Below are 18,113 nucleotides of genomic sequence, written 5' to 3' on the forward strand. Positions count from 1 at the left end.
ATAATGAATATTCGAGTGGAGCAAATCGCTTTTAATCACTGCATTCTTGTGGTTGATGATGATTTGCTGCTCAACGAATTGTTTTGTCAGTTTTTGCAAGAAAAAGGGTTTTTAACTCGCGGTGAAACAAGCTTGAGTGATGCGATAAGTTCAATTGAAAGTGGGAAACCTGTAGATTTGATATTGCTCGATTATCAACTTGGCGATGGGACAGGTTTGGAGTTTCTGGAACGCCTTAGTCGGGCAAATATTGAAAATGTCCCTCCCGTTATTATGGTGAGTACCCATGAGGATCCTGATTTTTTAGAGAAGTGCTTCTCATCAGGGGTGGCTGACTATGTCATTAAACCGGTCAATCTTTCTTTGCTTGCATTAAAGGTGAGTTCGCTTATTCGGTCGGTCGAGTTGCAGCGCTTGATTAGCTTGCAAAATTTTGAATTGGCGCGTTTCAAGCAGGATGCTGAAAGAGAAGAGGCGGTAGCGAAGTTCACTTATGAGTATTTGTTGCGGCAGAACAATCAAAAAATTCAGGGTGTAAATATATGGTTAAAGCCTTCCTCATCGTTCAGTGGCGACATTGCGATTGCTAAGGTTTCACCGGGTGGTGACCTATATTTTCTTTTAGCGGACGCCACCGGCCATGGTCTTTCCGCGGCTATCACGGTGATGCCGGTAGTGTCTATTTTCGACACTATGGTTGCCAAGGGCTTTGATATTCAGCCGATAGTTATCGAAATGAATCGAAAGTTGGAGCGTGACACCCCCCATGATCGTTTTGTTGCAGCGGTAGTTATTCATATCCAAAAGAATGAACATAAAATTCATGTGTGGAACGGAGGTATGCCTCCGGCGTACTGGATAAGTAAGGGCGAAGTCATTCACAAATTTAAATCGCAGCACATGGCGCTGGGTATATTGGAAGATAACAGCTTTGATGCCAATGTTGAAACACTGGCGATTTCTGATTCCGGTTATTTTTTTGCATGCAGCGATGGGTTATTAGAGCAGGAAAATGCGGAGGGTGAATGTTTTTCCCAAGAACGACTGCTCAATGTGATTCGCTCGGACCCCAGTGATCTACTGGATGTTCTTGGGGCCACGCTGTTTGAGCATGCGCAAACAGAATCTTACCGGGACGATGTTTCATTTTGTGTTATTAGGCCTGATGGGCTTCCGTGCTATGCAAATACTGCGTCATTAAATGCGATTGAGGGTTCGATAAAGGAAGAATTTTCCAGTTTTTCCTGGCAAGTCCGAATGAGCGGGAAAAAACTGGCTCACTGTGAGTTATCACCACTTTGCAATAAGTTCCTCCAAAGTGTTGGAATGGATCAGAAGTCTTGCCAAATAATTTTTTTGGTAGTGACCGAAATGGTAAGTAACGCGTTAGATCACGGAGTATTACGGCTTGATTCTGGCTTAAAGGAAGAGCCTGAGGGCTTTACCCGCTATTTTCAGGAACGTGAAGAGCGGTTGGCAAAATTAACGAACGCGGATGCTATTGAGTTGTCATTGCGCTTGGAATTATCAAATGCTGGAGGGCCGCAATTGGTCGTTACGGTAGAAGATACCGGAGACGGCTTTGATTTTTTTGGTAAAGCGTCTGGTGGCGATGATTTGTTATCGGGTCGAGGGTTGAAGCTAATAAAAAGCCTTGCGCAGAGCGTTGAAATATTTCCGCCGGGAAATCGAATTCAGGTAGTCATTAGTACGCACTAATTTTCATGGTTCAGGAAGCAATATATGAGCAAGCAAGTATTAATTGTCGATGATTCTACTTCCGTCCGTCAGATGGTGGAGGCAACGTTAAAGTCTGCTGGCTACGCCGTTACGGCGGCAAAGGATGGACAGGAGGCGCTCAATATCTGTAAGACGCGAGCGTTTGATTTTATTTTGACGGACCAAAATATGCCGAATATGGATGGTCTGACCTTTATTAAATCCACTCGCGCACTTCCCACACACATGCGTACGCCGATTGTGGTGCTTACCACTGAAGCGAGTGATGCGATGAAGGCGCAGGGGCGTGCGGCGGGCGCAACGGGCTGGATGGTGAAGCCATTTGATCCGGCCAAGTTATTGGAAATTGCCAAAAAAGTCATGGGTTAGCGCAGTGAGATAACGCTGTATAAGACCTAGGCCAACTAAATGCGAAGGATCTGGATATGTCCATCGACATGCAACAATTTCATGCGGTTTTCTTTGAGGAGAGCCAGGAGCACCTCGAAGAAATGGAGCAGCTCCTTCTAGCTTTGGATTTGAAAGCTCCAGACCCAGAAATGCTGAATAGCATTTTTCGTGCAGCGCATTCCATTAAAGGTGGTAGCGGTATTTTTGGGTTTGATGCATTGGCTAGCGTCACCCACATAATGGAAAGCCTGCTTGATAAAATTCGTAAAGGCCAAATGGCGATCTCCGCCAGTATGGTAGATCTGTTTTTAAGTTCGGTAGATCAGCTAAAAGATATTTTGCAATCGTATCGTGGTGGTGGAGCCATTGATTGGGCGAGTGTGCAATCGCTCACTCAAAAACTCGAAATAGAAACGTCTGGCAAAACCCAAGCGGCAGTAGAGAAAGAGGAGCAACAGGGCTTTGGTTTCTTTGCCCAGGTTGAGCCTGCTCCAGCGGAAGAAGCGTTTGGCTTTTTTAATGAACCTGTTGCTGATGAAAGTTTTGGCTTTTTTGATGAGCCCGTTGCTGATGACAGCTTCGGATTTTTCGAGGATCTCCCAGCTCCGGATAATGTGGTGTTGGAAGTTGCGAGTGAAATGAGTCGGTCCGCGAGTGATGCAGTAGCCGGTTTTTTTGAGGACCTATTGGAGACTGCATCTCCTGCAGTTGAAGTTGTTGCGTCTACCGCTAGGTCTCCATCTACTGCTGAATCTCGCGCTGTCGGGGCCACTTTATCTGTTGTCCCGCCAATAGTCGCGGAACGCAACGCAAATCCAGAGCCTGTCCAATCCGCTTCGGTTGGTAAAGGGGTGGTGGAGCAGAAACAACTAGCGTCCAAATCAAAATCAAACGATCACGTCACTGTAGAAAGTTCCTCCATTCGTGTTGATGTAGCGAAAGTCGACCAATTAATTAATTTGGTGGGCGAAATAGTTATTACACAGTCCATGATGAATCTATTGGGTAAAAGCCTTGAAGGTGCGTTAGGTGAAAAGTTCCAAACTGTCGCCAATGAGTTGGAGCGCAATACGCGCGAAATTCAAGAAGCGGTTATGTCTATCCGTATGCTACCAGTGTCGTTTGTTTTCAATCGGTTTCCACGGGTGGTACGCGACCTATCTACTAAACTCGGTAAGCAAATAGATTTAATTATTGAAGGCGGCGAGACTGAACTGGATAAAGGGTTGACAGAAAAGCTGGTGGATCCACTTACGCATTTAGTTCGCAATAGTATTGATCACGGCATTGAGTCGGCGGAAGTACGACGTGAGCGCGGAAAAAGTCCCACTGGAACCGTGGTGCTACGTGCGGCGCAGCAAGGTGGCAATATTGTTATCAGTATTAGTGATGATGGCGGTGGATTGAATCGCGAACGGATACTCGCAAAAGCCCGCGAAAATAATATAGCAATTGCTGAAAATCCAAGAGATGAGGATGTTTGGCAATTGATTTTTGCCCCTGGATTTTCTACAGCTGCTGAAGTGACGGATGTATCTGGTCGTGGCGTTGGGATGGATGTGGTGAAAAGAAATGTACAAACTCTTGGTGGGCGAATTGATATCGAATCCCGCGCAGGGCAGGGCGCTACATTTACCATTCATTTGCCGCTGACTTTGGCGATTGTGGATGGCATGTGCGTTTCAGTCGGCAGTCAGACTTTTATTGTGCCGCTCGTTCATATTGTTGAATCAATGCAGCCGTCGGCAAATGATATAAAAACGCTCGCCGCGGACGATTGGCTATTGCATGTGCGCAATGAATACTGGCCTATTTTACCTCTGCATAAAGTCATGCAATTGGACTCCCAGTATATTGATCCGGCTAAGGGTATTGTCGTTTTAATAGAAACGACTAAGTATCGCTTTGCATTATTTGTCGATGCATTGGTTGGGCAGCAGCAGGTAGTGATTAAAAGCCTGGAACAGCACTACAGAAGGGTACAGGGAATTGCTGGAGCTACTATTATGGGTGATGGAAGCGTAGCGTTAATTGTTGACGTGGAATCACTCGCGCTTAGCGTTAATCAAAATATTCATTTGGCAGCCGCTGTTTGAGTTAATGCCTCAGTGTGGGTTACGGAGTGAGTTATGGAATCAATCGCTACAAATATTGCACAAGAATATTTGACGTTCACACTGGGTAATGAAAATTACGCAATAGATATTCTGACTGTTAAAGAAATTCGAGGGTACGAATCCGTTACTAAAATCGCAAATGCGCCGCCATTTATAAAGGGCGTTATTAACTTGCGCGGTGACATAGTTCCGATAGTCGATTTGCGTATTAAGTTTGACGTAGGGAATGTAACTTACGATGAATTTACAATTGTGATTGTTCTGCACATTCACAGCCGTATTGTTGGCATTGTGGTCGACGGCGTTTCTGATGTGGTGACGTTGAGTAGGGATCAGTTGCGCCCGCCCCCAGATTTTGGAGTTGCATTCAATAGTAATTACTTGCTGGGTTTGGCGACAGTGAACGAGCAAATGATTATTTTAGTAGATATAGAGAAGTTGATATCGAGTGAAGAGATGGCGTTGTGTGAATCTAACTCAGTTACCGATAAGGAATAGTAGAATGAATATTAGCTTGAAAGCCAAATTAAATGTGATGGCCATAGCTGCCATTGTGTCTGTGATTTTGCTCGTTACTACTGGGTTTCTGATTATTGCCAAATCCTCCATTGGTAGTGACTTGTACGAGGAAATAAAATCCAGCAGTGATTTCACTGCTGAAATTGCGCCACCCCCGCTATTTCTTGTTGAACTCAACATGCATGTGAATCAACTGGGAATTGAAGGCGCTGGAAGCGAAACGCTCGCGCAGATTAAAAAGCACACGGATGATTATCGTACTTCTGCAACCAAGTGGAAGGCAAGCCCGCATTTGTCGTCAGATTTAAAATCTCTATTGAGCTCAAAAATACTTCCTCAAATGGAGGTGTATGCTAGTTTTGTGGAAGCGGAAGTCGTTCCGGCATTCAAGGCTAAAGACCACGTCAGGCTTGCAGCAAGCCTAGTTGATGTTAATAAAATGTTTGATGAACATGAACTTCTCATTGAACAGCTTTTAACAAAGGAACTGGATGAGCATAAAAAATTATCGGAAAAAGGCGAGTCTGTAGCTAGCTTTTATAGGACTGTTTTAGTTTTAGTTGCACTACTTTCTGTGGTGGCTGTTTCGTTTTTCTCGATCTATTTTTCGCGGTTAATTTTGTCGAGCCTGGGGGCAGACCCAGAGAAATTAAAATCAATCACACGATCTATCACGTCAGGTGAAGCCAATGTGGTTATCGAAGACGCAGTTCCGGGTAGCGTTTTGGGGTCTATTGCGGATATGTATCACGTTATCGCAAGTGGCCAGAAAGCGGCGGTCGATAATTTACGCATCCGGCAAGCGCTGGATGCAACGTCTTCCAATGTGATGCTCGCTGACGTTAATCGAAACATTGTATATATGAATAAGGCGGTAGAAAAAATGTTAAGGGATGTTGAGGGGGATTTGCGAAAAGTTCTGCCTCATTTTAAGGTTGACAGCATTATTGGCAGTAATATGGACATTTTTCATAAAAACCCCAGTCATCAATCAAGCTTGCTTGCTAATCTCCGAGATACCTATGTAAGCAACATTGTAGTTGCTGGGATAAGTTTTCGGTTAATTGCAAACCCGATTTTCTCCGATAACGGCGAGCGAATTGGATCGGTCGTTGAATGGATTAATCGCACCAAAGAGGTTGCAATAGAGCACCAAATGAGCCGCATTTTGGGTGCGCTTACTTCTACGTCTTCCAATGTGATGGTTGCAGATCCGGATCGTCAGATTATCTACATGAATAAGTCTGTAGAAAAAATGTTGCGTGCAGTAGAGGTTGATTTGCGCAAGGCGCTCCCAGGGTTCTCCGTCGATAAAGTAATAGGCAGCAATATTGATATCTTCCACCGCAATCCGTCACATCAAATGCAACTGTTGGCTAATCTTCGTGACACTTATACCAGTCAAATTACCGTTGCTGGTATTACATTTAGGTTGATCGTTAACCCGATATTTTCGGAGGCTGGCGAGCGATTAGGGACTGTGGTTGAGTGGATTGATCGCACAAAAGAAGTGGTTGCTGAACATCAGATGAGCCGCATTTTAGGTGCTTTGAACTCGACTTCGTCAAATGTAATGGTTGCCGATCCTGATCGTAAGATCATTTATATGAATAAGTCCGTCGAGAAAATGTTGCGCGCGGTTGAAATGGATTTACGTAAGGCTCTGCCGAGTTTTGCGGTTGATAAGGTAATCGGCAGTAACATCGATATATTTCATCGCAATCCCGCGCATCAAATGCAACTACTTGCAAACTTGCGCGATACCTATACCAGTCAAATTACGGTCGCGGGAATTACCTTTAGGCTCATTGTTAATCCAATATTTTCCGAAGCCGGTGAGCGACTGGGGACTGTGGTGGAATGGATCGACAGAACCAAGGAGGTCGCAGCAGAGCATGAGCTTAGTCGAATCCTTGGTGCGTTGGAGACGGCCACAACGAATGTCATGATTGCTGATGTGGACCGAAAAATCATTTACATGAATAAGTCAGTGGAAAAAATGCTGCGTGTCGCTGAGGCCGACTTGAAGTCAGTGTTGCCTCATTTCTCGGTAGATAAAGTAGTCGGTAGCAACATGGACGGGTTCCATAAAAATCCAATGCACCAAATGAAGCTGCTTGAAAATCTTACAACCACCTATACCACCAACATTGTGGTGGGTAAACGCCATTTCCGTTTGGTTGCTAACCCAATCTTTAGTAAAGATGGTACGCGCCTGGGATCGGTAGTGGAGTGGTTGGATAGAACTGAAGAGGTTGGTGTTGAAGGTGAGGTGAATAAGTTAGTAGAAGCTGCGGCGTCAGGTAATTTTACTGAGCGCTTAACTACCGATGGAAAATCAGGATTCTTCCTGAAGTTGGCGGAGGGGCTGAATATTCTTGTGCACACGGCAGACAAGGGACTTTCTGACGTTGCGCGAGTTCTTGGTGCCATTGCCAAAGGCGATTTGACCGAGCGCATTACCGGTGAATATGCAGGTACCTTTGGCGATCTCAAAAATTACTGTAATGAAACTACTGAAAATCTGACAACAATGCTCAGCGATATTCGCAGTGCAGCGGATATGATTTTCACTGCATCAAGCGAAATCGCGCAAGGCAATGCCGACCTTTCCAGCAGAACTGAACAGCAGGCCGCCAATCTTGAAGAAACTGCGTCTTCGATGGAAGAATTAACTTCTACTGTTAAATTGAATGCTGATAATGCGAAACAAGCGAATGTCCTCGCTGAGCAAGCATCTACGGTTGCCATCGATGGTGGCGGCCTGATTCAACAAGTGGTAACCACCATGAATGCAATCAATGAGTCTGCACGAAAAATTTCGGACATTATTGGTGTGATTGATGGTATCGCGTTCCAAACTAATATCCTCGCATTGAATGCGGCGGTAGAGGCAGCGCGGGCGGGTGACCAAGGGCGCGGATTTGCGGTTGTCGCATCGGAGGTGCGCACCTTGGCACAGCGCTCAGCCAATGCGGCGAAAGATATCAAAGCGCTGATATCGGATTCGGTGCAAAAAATTGATAACGGAAATAGTCTGGTTGGAAAATCAGGCGAGACCATGAAAGAAATTGTCAGCGCGATTAAACGTGTAAATGACATCATGGCCGAAATTGCGGCTGCATCTGCCGAACAATCTACCGGTATTGAGGAAATTTCTACCGCTGTTTCGCAAATGGATGAAATGACGCAACAAAATGCGGCCCTGGTTGAGCAGGCCGCTGCCGCCGCGGAAAGCTTGCAATCGCAAGCGGATGAATTAAATCGTAATGTAGGGCAGTTCCGGTTGAGCGATTCACAGGAGCGTACGCCATCGACCAGACTGGCGGCGCCCAAGCCGGCGAATAAACCGGCTGCTAAATCGCCTGTGCGAAATCCAGCCAAAGCGACTTCAACCAAATCCGCAGGAAAACTAACACCTCCCGCTTCGTCGGCCGAAGATGAATGGGAACAATTCTAACGATTAATACCGCTGCGATGGGCAACCGTTGTGGTTGCCCTGATATGGGTGAAATCAGGAATTATTAGTGTGGCTGATACTTCAGGGCGCGAATTTGAGTACGCTGACTCCGATTTCAATCGTGTGAGAGCGGCGATTTATCGAAAAGCAGGAATTAACCTTGCTGAATCGAAAAGACAGTTGGTGTATAGCCGGCTGGCCCGTCGGTTACGCGCGTTGAATTTGGCAAGCTTTGGCGAGTATCTAGACTATTTGGAGTCGACGCCGGAAGAGTTGCAGGAGTTTGTTAATGCGCTGACGACCAATCTAACCGCATTTTTTCGTGAGGAACATCACTTTTCCATTTTAAAAGATTTTATAAAAAAAAATCGGTACAACAAACCTTGTCGAATCTGGTGCTCTGCGTCGAGCACAGGCGAAGAACCTTATTCAATCGCTATGACCGTTGCGGAAGCCTACGGAAATTACCGGCCGCCAGTAGAAATAGTTGCCTCGGATATAGATAGCCAAGTGTTAAATACGGCATCTATGGGTGTTTATAGCTTGGATCGTTTGGAGGCGTTGAGTGCAGATAAAAAGAAACAATTTTTTTTGCGCGGCAAAGGTAAAAATTCAGGTAAGGCAAAAGTAATTGATGAGCTGCGGCGATTAATAGAATTTAAGCAAATTAATCTGCTTGATAGAAAATGGCCGTTGCAGGAAAAGTTTGATGTCATCTTTTGTCGCAATGTGATGATCTATTTTGACAAGCCCACGCAGTTGCAAATTTTAAAGCGTATGACGCAACTGCTCGTACCCGATGGCCTTTATATCGCAGGCCATTCGGAAAGTTTTTCTCACGCGAGTCACCTTGTCCGATTGGTGGGCAAGTCGACCTATCGATTGGCGGCGTCTGATGTTAAGGAGGACGTCAATGATGTATGAGAATAACGTGCACTTGGCGCCAAACATGTATTTTGATCGTCATTTTGATCGGCAAGCCGTAAAAATATTGCCGGGCGAATACTATGTGACCAACGGTGATAAGTTAATTGTTACAGTATTGGGCTCTTGCGTTGCTGTGTGTTTGCGCGATAAATATTCTGGATTAGGGGGTATGAACCACTTTTTGCTCCCCAATGACGGCTCGAATGAAAGCGGTTTGTTAACTGAATCGGCGCGCTATGGTGTTTATGCAATGGAATTGCTCATCAACCACTTGTTAAAAATGGGGGCCAATCGGGGGCGCTTTGAGGCAAAAGTATTTGGTGGCGGAAACGTGCTTAGAGGGATGACCGTAAATAACGTCGGTCAACGCAACGCTGAATTTGTTCTGGATTATTTAGAAACGGAACAAATTCCGGTTGTAGCTCAAGATTTATTGGGCGAATTTCCACGTAAGGTGTATTTCTTTCCGGATACCGGCCGCGTGTTGGTAAAAAAAATTAAAGCGATGCATAACAGCACTATATCTGATCGAGAAAGTGAGTATCGTATGCGTGTCAAATTCACTCCCAAAAGTGGTGATATTGAGTTGTTTAGTTAGTGAATTGCCCAGGAACGTCGGGAGACTGAGTTATGCCAATAAAAGTGTTAGTCGTTGATGACTCGGCACTCGTTCGAAATCTTTTATCGGAAATAGTACGGGGTTCGCCAGATATGCAGTTGGTTGGTGCGGCGCCCGACGCTTTTGTTGCGCGCGACATGGTTAATCAATTCTCGCCAAATGTAATCACACTGGATATTGAAATGCCGCGCATGGATGGATTGGCGTTCCTGGAAAAACTGATGGCGGCGCGACCTACGCCCGTGGTAATGATATCGACCTTAACCGAGGAGGGCGCTGAGGCTACGTTGCGCGCTCTGGAATTGGGAGCGGTAGACTTTATTCCCAAGCCTAAATTGGGTGTGAGCAGCGGTATTCGCGAATACGCAGAAATTATTATTGAAAAAATTCGTGCTGCTGCTGACGTAAAAGTTAAGCCATTAATTAAGAAGCACCGCCCGGAAATTACAGAAGATCAAAAAATAATGAATCCGGTAGGCCTGCAAAGTACGGAGAAAATTATTGCGATTGGTGCATCCACCGGTGGCACCGAGGCAATTAAAGATTTGTTGGTTCAGTTGCCGGCGGCAGTGCCGGGGATTGTAATGACGCAGCACATGCCGCCTGGGTTTACGCGCACTTATGCTGAGCGTTTGAATAAAACCACGCGTTTACATGTGGTAGAAGCGAAGGGCGGAGAGCGTATTTTGCCAGGGCATGCGTTTTTGGCGCCGGGCGGCTATCACTTGGTGGTTGTTCGTTCCGGTGCTGATTACCGGGTAAAACTTTCTGATGCCGAACCCGTGCATCGCCACCGGCCCGCGGTGGACGTGATGATGGAATCTGTTGCTCAAGTGGGCGGAAAGAATGTGATTGGAGTGTTGTTAACGGGGATGGGAAAAGATGGTGCCAAGGGTATGTTGGATATTCGCAATCGCGGCGGTTACACCATCGCTCAGGACGAGGCCAGTTGTGTTGTCTACGGTATGCCCAAAGAAGCGGTTGCTGTAGGTGGCGTTGATCAGATTGTTGCGCTGGATAAAATGGGGCAGGCATTGCTCGATAAAATAAAAGCGATGGGTAGCGGTAATCGCTTGTAGAGTGATAGTAATTGTTGCGCATTAGTTTAAATTTTTTTAACGGCGCGCGGAAACTCTACCAAAAAATAATGCTGATCAGCTTTGCTATTAAATGTGATGATACCGTGCATTTTTTCAATAATTTCTTTTGCGATGGCAAGGCCAAGTTCGCTTGAGTGTAGCGGCGTGTTAGCGGCATCCTGAGTGCTGTTAAATTGCGCAGCGAGTTGCTTGCGTTGTGTTTCCAGTAGGTTGCGCGTATTGAAATAAATACCTACGTTGATCCGGCTGCGATCTTCAAGAACTTGTATGACGATCTCCGAGCCGGGTGTTGAGCTTTTAAATGCACACTGCAATAACAGCGATAGCGCTTGATAAAAGCGCGCGCTATCGACTTGAATAGTGAATTCCTCATTGGTCGCAATTAGCTTGGCGTTGTTTTGATAAATGTCGCCAAAGGCCTTGTTGCGTCTTAAGGCCTCGTCAACAAGTGGTAGTGCCGATTGAGATTCCATTTTTAAGTCGCTATCGCCTTTGGAAAGGCTCTGAACTTCAATTAAGTCGTGCATGAGTTGTTGCAAACGCAGGCTGTTGGTATGGGCAATCTCCACCACATGAAACAGATTTTCTGGCAACTTATCTTTCTCTTTATTTTTTAATCGCTGTAATGCTTCGCTGATCAAATTTAGTGGGCCGAGAATTTCTTTACTGGCGCTGCTGATAAATTGATTACGCAGGTTGTCGGCCTGCTTTTTGTCGGTGATGTCGCGCACTATTCCAATAAAAATTGGCTCTCCATTCTGGAACACTCGCGATACCATTAAATCCATAGGGAATTGTTGGCCATTTCGACGTAGTCCAATCACTTCTCGCCCTATACCTAAAATATTTTTCTTTCCGGTTTTTAAATGGTTACGAATGTAATCATCATGTTGGGATCTGAACGGTTCCGGCATGAGTTCGCTGATGTTTTTGCCGATAATTTGGCGCGCACGGTAGCCAAAAATGGTTTCTGCTGCATGATTGAACGATTGAATAACGCCGCGCTTGTCAATGGTAATTATGCCGTCGGCAATATCATTTAAAATGGTTTGCGTGTGCTGGGTGCTTGCTTCCAGCGCGGCTCGGTCTTGTGCATGACGCTGTTCGTGATTCATGGTTTGCACGAATTGGGCGATGGTTTTTAATATCGGCTCCAATTTAATGGTGTCTTCTTGCTGGTATCCTTGGGTACAGTTGGCCAAGCCTAGAATGGCGATCTGGTCCCGCCCATTAAAAATGGGTATCCCCATAAAATTGTGAATTTTTGGATGGCCATCTGGCATGGTTCCAGCGCGCATATCGCGACTAATGTTCGCGCTGATAACTGGTTTCTCGGATTGCATTACCAGTCCAAACAAATTATCTAAATTTCTATATTCTCCATTTTCCGGCAAGTGAGTGGCGCGAAATTTATCTATGGCCGCCTTTTCCTTTTGGGTGCTGCCGAAGACTAGGGCGCGCATGAAAGGTGTGTTGTCTGAGTTTTTTTCGATCTGCCCGATAAAGCCCAGTTCGCTGTTACAAGCGATCAGAGTTTCGTTAAGCAGGTTTTGCAAGGTCAATTTTATATTGTTATCAGTGATAAACGTGGATTGTGCATTGTTGATAATTTTTTCCAGCTGTTGTTTGTGATTTAGCTCTGCGGTGAGTTGAAGTAGGTGTTGGTTCTTTTGAATTTGTTCTTCCATGTTGCGACGCGTACGTATGCTGCTCGCGATCACAAAGAAAATAAATAACAGTGTCATACTCGACATGGCGACAGCAGTGGGGCCATCTTCCAAAAAAATAAACAGGCTTAATGGCGTAATAGCCAATATCACAAAACCGAGCGAGGAATATTTGTCGGCTGTAAGTGATGTCATAGAGCCGGCTGCAACACCCGCCAGTGAAAATGCTAGCAGTGCTTGATAGATCGCATTGTCATGGGCGAATAATAAAATAGCCGTTGTTCCCCAGGCGGCTCCCGTTAGCCAAACGCCAATGCGAAAACTCCACAGCCAAAAATTCGCCGAGTAAAGTTGCCACGCGTTTTGCCAGAAAATCCATAGGGTCAGTCGTGCCAGTAGCGTGCTTCCCAAGAGCAAGTTCCACAGGATGATTTCTGCCTGGCCGATGATCTTCCAATGAGAAAGGCTGAGGATGAGAGCAATCACAATTGACGAGAGCAGTGACACGGGCAGGCTGTGGTAAAGCGAGTTGGTCTGCTCCTGGGTTAGTGTCCATTCATCGGCGGGTACGTCCTGAGGTGTTTGGTGCGAAGGCAACTCGAGCATCGGGTATTCCAGCGATAGAAGTTAGAGTAGAAGTGGGTGCCCGTGTGTCCTGATATCCATGTTGTCTAGAGTATAGAACAGCATGGCTGGGATACTAGCGGGATGGAAACCAAGTTTTTTCAGTGATCAAAGGTTGCGCTGACAATGAATTTGCGCCCGGAAAATTACTTGTGAACGGTTAGTGTTGGATGTCTTGTTCTTCAACATAAAGCGGCAGCGTTACGTAAAAGCTACTACCGGCTCCTACTGATGAGCTTACTCCAATTTGGCCGTCCATTCGCTCTATTAATTCCTTGCTGATTGCCAGGCCTAGTCCGCTGCCACCTTTTAGGCGCGTGGTGGTGGAATCAATTTGTGAAAATTTTTTGAATAGTTTGTGTTGATCTTCTTTTGCAATGCCTGTTCCCTGGTCATTAATTTGTATTCTTGCTTTCTGCTCGTCGGCTGTTACCGCAATCGTTATCTCGCTGTGAGGCGGCGAAAATTTTGCCGCATTGGATAGGAGATTGGTAATGACCTGTTGTAATCTTAGTGAATCGACACTCACTGAAATCGATTCATCAGTAGCTAACATTTTGTAAGTTACTTGATGTTGCAACGCATAAGGACGGCAGGATTCAATTGTTTTTTCAATTAAAGGTAGCAAGGGGCATACTTTTAATTCAAATTCTATTTTCCCTGCAATTAATTTATCCATGTCCAGTAAGTCATTTATCAGGCGCGCCAGTCGCTCGCTGTTTTGAACGGCGATATTCAATATTTTTTCGTTGGTCGTGGGATTTTGTTGAAGTTGGCCGCTCTCGAGTAATTTAAGCGAGCCGATGATAGATGTAAGCGGGGTGCGTAATTCATGGCTCACTACGGAAACAAACTCATTTTTTAACTGATCTAGCCGGGTACGCTCGCCGATATCCAAAATTTGTAGCAGCCAGTGCGTCTCATTGTTGTGCCAGTAACAGATTCCGAGCGTAATGAGGCTTATCAGCATCTCTCCGTCACTGCGCACTAACCTTGCTTCAAATTGACAGCAGTGATCAGTTTGCGTGGTGTATCGATTGCGAATGTCCTGCATTTGATTGATAACCGGTTCGCGACAGTCCTTGGCAAAAATGTCGATGAGCTTAAGTTGTTCGAAATCAAGCAGGCTATAGTCAAGCATCCGGTAAAGACTGGGGTTCACTTCAATCCAGCGGCCTTCGTTATCAACTAACGCAAGACCTTGAGGAGAGGTGGTAAACATCCGTGCAAAACGTTGTTGGCTTTCGCGTAGCGTCAGTAATGTTTGCGCGCGCGCTTTCACTTCCTGAAAAAAGCGTGCAAGCAGGATCATACAGGCTACGGCCACCAACCAACCTCCGATCCGCAAGCTCGTTAGGGTTGAGCTCATGGGAATAGGTTCCGCAGCCGCAACTAGTTTCCAGTGGCGGCCGGGCAAATCCACGGTCAGATCAGCTTGGGCATAGCCGGGCGCAATGCTCTGGCCCGCGATTGTAGTGTTTGAGTCCTGATCTACGATTTGCAGTGCTATTTTGCGTTCCTTGGCGTCAACCGTTAAGCGGCTAAACAGGGTATCCGCATTAATAACGACACTAATAATTCCCCAGTAAACGTCGTCCTCCAGAAAAACCGGTGATCGATATATTAGCCCCTGGCCTCCTTGTTGCAGCGCTATTGGGCCAATCAGCGTTGCAATACGTGACTTGATTACTTTTTCCACCGCCGGCCATTGAGAGGGATTATCGGGGTAATACAAGCCCAACGCCTTTTCATTCCCTTCTAGAGGAAAAATGTAAGCGATGCGATTACCAGGTGCCAAACCGATATTGCGGATGTGGTGGGTGCGATTTTGCAAGTTGGTTAACCAAGGCGCGAGCTCTTGACCGACGAGTACTCCCCCTTTGGCTTCCACATAAGCTTGCAAACCACTGACCAGATAAATTGATGCGCTGAGTTCTTGTTCTAACAAGCGGCCAACGTCGGCTACATCTTTGCCTAACTGCTGCAATTGCAGGTTGCGCAGCTGGGTTAAGTTGCTGCGAACTGCCAGCTCCAGGGCGCTTACCATTAAAATGAACAATACTAACGGTAAGATGACGCTCGCGAATTTGAGTCGGGACGGACGATGGGCGCCCCCGGTACTTGTTTCAATAGGGTCTTGTTCGTTCAAAATCATTGCAACCCAGAGAAGGAATAAAAGTTATGTTGATTGACAAAAACTGTAGCGCATGTCGCGGTGATTCGCCGCCCTTGGGTCAGCAGGAGTTGGCAAATGTTTTAGCCGAGTTGCCCGGCTGGAGTCTGGAGTACGTCGACGGGGTTGCCCAGCTCGTACAAACCTATAAGTTTAGGAACTTTCTGCAGGCCCTGGCGTTTACCCAGGCGGTTGGTGCCTTGGCGGAAGAGTATGGACATCATCCGGCGCTGTTAACTGAGTGGGGAAAGGTGAAAGTGAGCTGGTGGACCCACAAGATAAGAGGATTGCATGAAAATGACGCAATCATGGCTGCAAAAACCGGGCAGCTTTTTAGTGCCCGGTTTGCGCCAGATAAATCATAAAAACGATTGTGATGCAGAAAATTAATACAACCGATACTGTTCGGGGATTTGCTCAACCGAATCGATAGGTGGTGTTAGTTTGTGCAGGATGCCGTCGTGGATGTCGTAAATCCAGCCGTGAATGGTCAGTTCCTGGCCGCGTGCCCAGGCATTTTGCACAATATTGCTGCGTGAAATATTGTCTACCTGCTGGATTACATTGAGTTCGCACAAACGGTTCACACGTTCATCCTGATCAGCCATCCGATCAATAATGTCTTTGTTGGTGTAATACACATCGCGAATATTGCGTAACCAGTAATCAATCAAGCCCAGCTTTTGATTTTCCAACGCCGCTCTTACACCGCCGCAACCATAGTGGCCAGTAACCATCACGTGTTTCACTTTCAAAAACTCAACGGCGTAGTTTAATACCGTCATGCAATTCAGGTCGGTGTGAATAACTACGTTTGCCACATTGCGGTGCACGAAGATTTCACCGGGCGCCAGGTTGAGAATTTGATTGGCGGGGACGCGGCTATCCGAGCAGCCTATCCATAAATATTCCGGTGCTTGTTGTTTGGCCAGGTTGGAAAAAAATTCGGGATCTTCTTTTTTGATGTCAGTTGCCCATTTTACGTTGGCGGCAAACAGGCTTTCTAAATCGCTCATGGCAGGCTCCAATATCTCTTATAACAAATGTGATCTCTTGAACTAACGTGAGACGCTTACTTGGGGTCGCTTAATTCAGTCGGCAGTATAGGGGAAAGCCGGCTGCGAGTGTTACATTGCAGGTTTTGTTCAGGTAATTTTCTGGGTTCAGCAATATGAGCCAGTTATTTTTTCTGTTGGTAGGTAGCGATGACGAAGAGCACGCAGCAAAATACTCTTTATTGGCATGATTACGAGACTTGGGGGGAGGTGCCAGCGGTAGATCGGCCCTCGCAATTTGCCGGGGTGCGCACGGATGAAGCGCTGAATATTATTGGTGAACCCTTGATGATTTACTGCCAGCCTGCGGTCGATCTCCTACCCAAACCGGAAGCCTGCCTGATCACTGGCTTACTGCCCCAAGTCGCGTTGGAGCGGGGGTTACCGGAATATCAATTTATTGCGCGGATTCACGCCGAGTTGTCTCGTCCGGGAACCTGTGGCGTTGGGTTTAATTCCATCCGCTTTGACGATGAAGTTACTCGCTATACGCTCTATCGTAATTTCTATGATCCCTACGAGCGCGAGTGGCGTAATGGCAATTCGCGCTGGGATATTATCGATATGGTGCGTATGACCCGTGCCCTGCGGCCTGAAGGAATTGAGTGGCCGAATTACGAGGATGGCCGCCCTTGTTTCAAACTGGAAATGTTGACTAAGGCCAATGGTCTGGTTCATGAAGCGGCGCACGATGCGCTTTCGGATGTTTACGCCACTATCGCGGTGGCTAAACTGATTAAGACCCGCCAACCCAAACTTTATGATTATGCCTATAAATTGCGCGATAAGCGCTTTGCCAGCGGCATGATTGAAATTGATAGCCATAAACCACTGCTGCATATTTCATCGCGTTTTCCTGCCGAGAATGGCAATGCTGCATTGGTATTGCCATTGGCGATGCACCCCGCCAATAAAAATTCGGTGATTGCATATAATTTATCGGCTGATCCCCAAGCGCTATTAAACTTGTCGGTTGATGAGTTGCGTCTGCGTTTGTATACCCGCACCGACGATCTGCCTGAGGGTGTGGAGCGACTGGCATTGAAGGAAATCCATTTAAATAAAACGCCGATGTTGTTGCCGGCGAACATGTTGGATGACGCAACGGCGCAACGTTTACAAATTAATAAAGCGGCCTGCGAACACAATTGGAATCAACTGCGCAATCTGACGTTGGATGAACAGCAGCGTCTGCAACACACGCTGTTCCAGCTCTATAGTGAAAATAACTTCGCGGAAAAAACTGATCCTGAGCAAATGCTTTACGGTGGCTTTTTTGAGGATCATGACAAGCGCTTAATGGCCCGCGTGCGGCAAGCCGACACAGAAGCCCTGGCAGGCGTACAATTTGATTTTCGCGATCCTCGTTTGGGTGAAATGCTATTTCGCTATCGCGCGCGTAATTTTCCATCCAGTCTTAATCCCGAAGAGCGACTGCGCTGGAAAGCCTTTTGCCGATGGAGACTCACCAATCAAGATTCCCAATCCAGCCTGACCTTGCCAGAGTTTTATGTGCGACTGGCACAGCTAGTGGCCGATGCTAGTCTTAGTGAACAACAGCAAAATTTACTCAAGCAATTGCGGGCTTATGCCGATAAGTTGCAAGAGCAAGTAGTTGCAATCGAATAAGCCCTAACAGTAGCGATTGCAACCGCATAGCGATCCATGGATGGGCTATCAACCCCGCGGGTACGCTTCAAGCGTTATAACAATATTTGCCAA

At 46.4% G+C, this 18,113-nt stretch carries 13 protein-coding genes; 10 read left to right on the forward strand and 3 right to left on the reverse strand.

The features are described from left to right. Positions 1-3 precede the first annotated feature (3 nt). From D0C16_RS23095 to D0C16_RS23130, 8 genes are all read left to right on the forward strand, one after another. Positions 4-1,719, forward strand: a complete 1,716-nt coding sequence (locus D0C16_RS23095; RefSeq protein ID WP_151034577.1) for a fused response regulator/phosphatase — start codon at positions 4-6, stop codon at positions 1,717-1,719. A gap of 24 nt (positions 1,720-1,743) precedes the next feature. Beyond that, positions 1,744-2,109, forward strand: a complete 366-nt coding sequence (locus tag D0C16_RS23100; protein WP_151034579.1) for a response regulator — start codon at positions 1,744-1,746, stop codon at positions 2,107-2,109. A gap of 56 nt (positions 2,110-2,165) precedes the next feature. Beyond that, positions 2,166-4,226 carry a chemotaxis protein CheA gene (locus D0C16_RS23105; protein ID WP_151034581.1) on the forward strand — a complete coding sequence of 687 codons (2,061 nt, stop codon included), beginning with the start codon at positions 2,166-2,168 and terminating at the stop codon, positions 4,224-4,226. 33 nt (positions 4,227-4,259) lie between these two features. Continuing rightward, complete coding sequence (locus tag D0C16_RS23110) at positions 4,260-4,745, forward strand: chemotaxis protein CheW (RefSeq protein WP_151034583.1); 486 nt, start codon at positions 4,260-4,262, stop codon at positions 4,743-4,745. Between the two features lie 4 nt (positions 4,746-4,749). Continuing rightward, entirely contained in the window at positions 4,750-8,226 is a 3,477-nt protein-coding gene (locus tag D0C16_RS24700) for a methyl-accepting chemotaxis protein (RefSeq protein ID WP_151034584.1), read from the forward strand. 69 nt (positions 8,227-8,295) lie between these two features. After that, entirely contained in the window at positions 8,296-9,150 is an 855-nt protein-coding gene (locus D0C16_RS23120; RefSeq protein ID WP_225318830.1) for a CheR family methyltransferase, read from the forward strand. Next, the gene (gene cheD, locus D0C16_RS23125) at positions 9,140-9,751 is read left to right on the forward strand and encodes a chemoreceptor glutamine deamidase CheD (RefSeq protein ID WP_225318831.1); all 612 of its coding nucleotides are present in this window, start codon (positions 9,140-9,142) and stop codon (positions 9,749-9,751) included. The genes D0C16_RS23120 and cheD overlap by 11 nt, the downstream gene beginning before the upstream one ends. A 32-nt stretch (positions 9,752-9,783) precedes the next feature. Then, positions 9,784-10,851 (forward strand): chemotaxis response regulator protein-glutamate methylesterase, encoded by a 1,068-nt coding sequence (locus tag D0C16_RS23130; protein WP_151034586.1) that lies wholly within the window; start codon positions 9,784-9,786, stop codon positions 10,849-10,851. A 26-nt stretch (positions 10,852-10,877) separates the two neighbouring features. On the opposite strand, the gene D0C16_RS23135 is transcribed toward D0C16_RS23130, so the two are convergent. Together D0C16_RS23135 and D0C16_RS23140 are read right to left on the reverse strand one after the other, a co-directional pair. Further along, positions 10,878-13,145, reverse strand: a complete 2,268-nt coding sequence (locus D0C16_RS23135) for a PAS domain S-box protein (RefSeq protein ID WP_151034588.1) — start codon at positions 13,143-13,145, stop codon at positions 10,878-10,880. Positions 13,146-13,323: 178 nt separating this feature from the next. Then, positions 13,324-15,210, reverse strand: coding sequence for an ATP-binding protein (locus D0C16_RS23140; protein WP_191968602.1), 1,887 nt, complete (start codon positions 15,208-15,210; stop codon positions 13,324-13,326). A gap of 134 nt (positions 15,211-15,344) precedes the next feature. Here D0C16_RS23140 and D0C16_RS23145 point away from each other — a divergent pair, with 134 nt between their 5' ends. Further along, positions 15,345-15,701 carry a 4a-hydroxytetrahydrobiopterin dehydratase gene (locus tag D0C16_RS23145; protein WP_151034592.1) on the forward strand — a complete coding sequence of 119 codons (357 nt, stop codon included), beginning with the start codon at positions 15,345-15,347 and terminating at the stop codon, positions 15,699-15,701. A gap of 21 nt (positions 15,702-15,722) precedes the next feature. On the opposite strand, the gene can is transcribed toward D0C16_RS23145, so the two are convergent. Beyond that, positions 15,723-16,352, reverse strand: a complete 630-nt coding sequence (gene can / locus D0C16_RS23150) for a carbonate dehydratase (protein WP_151034593.1) — start codon at positions 16,350-16,352, stop codon at positions 15,723-15,725. Between the two features lie 189 nt (positions 16,353-16,541). Here can and sbcB point away from each other — a divergent pair, with 189 nt between their 5' ends. Next, the gene (gene sbcB / locus D0C16_RS23155; RefSeq protein WP_151034595.1) at positions 16,542-18,020 is read left to right on the forward strand and encodes an exodeoxyribonuclease I; all 1,479 of its coding nucleotides are present in this window, start codon (positions 16,542-16,544) and stop codon (positions 18,018-18,020) included. The last annotated feature ends 93 nt before the right edge of the window (positions 18,021-18,113 follow it).

It is taken from the genome of Cellvibrio sp. KY-GH-1, assembly GCF_008806975.1.
In the GTDB taxonomy this organism is placed as follows: domain Bacteria; phylum Pseudomonadota; class Gammaproteobacteria; order Pseudomonadales; family Cellvibrionaceae; genus Cellvibrio.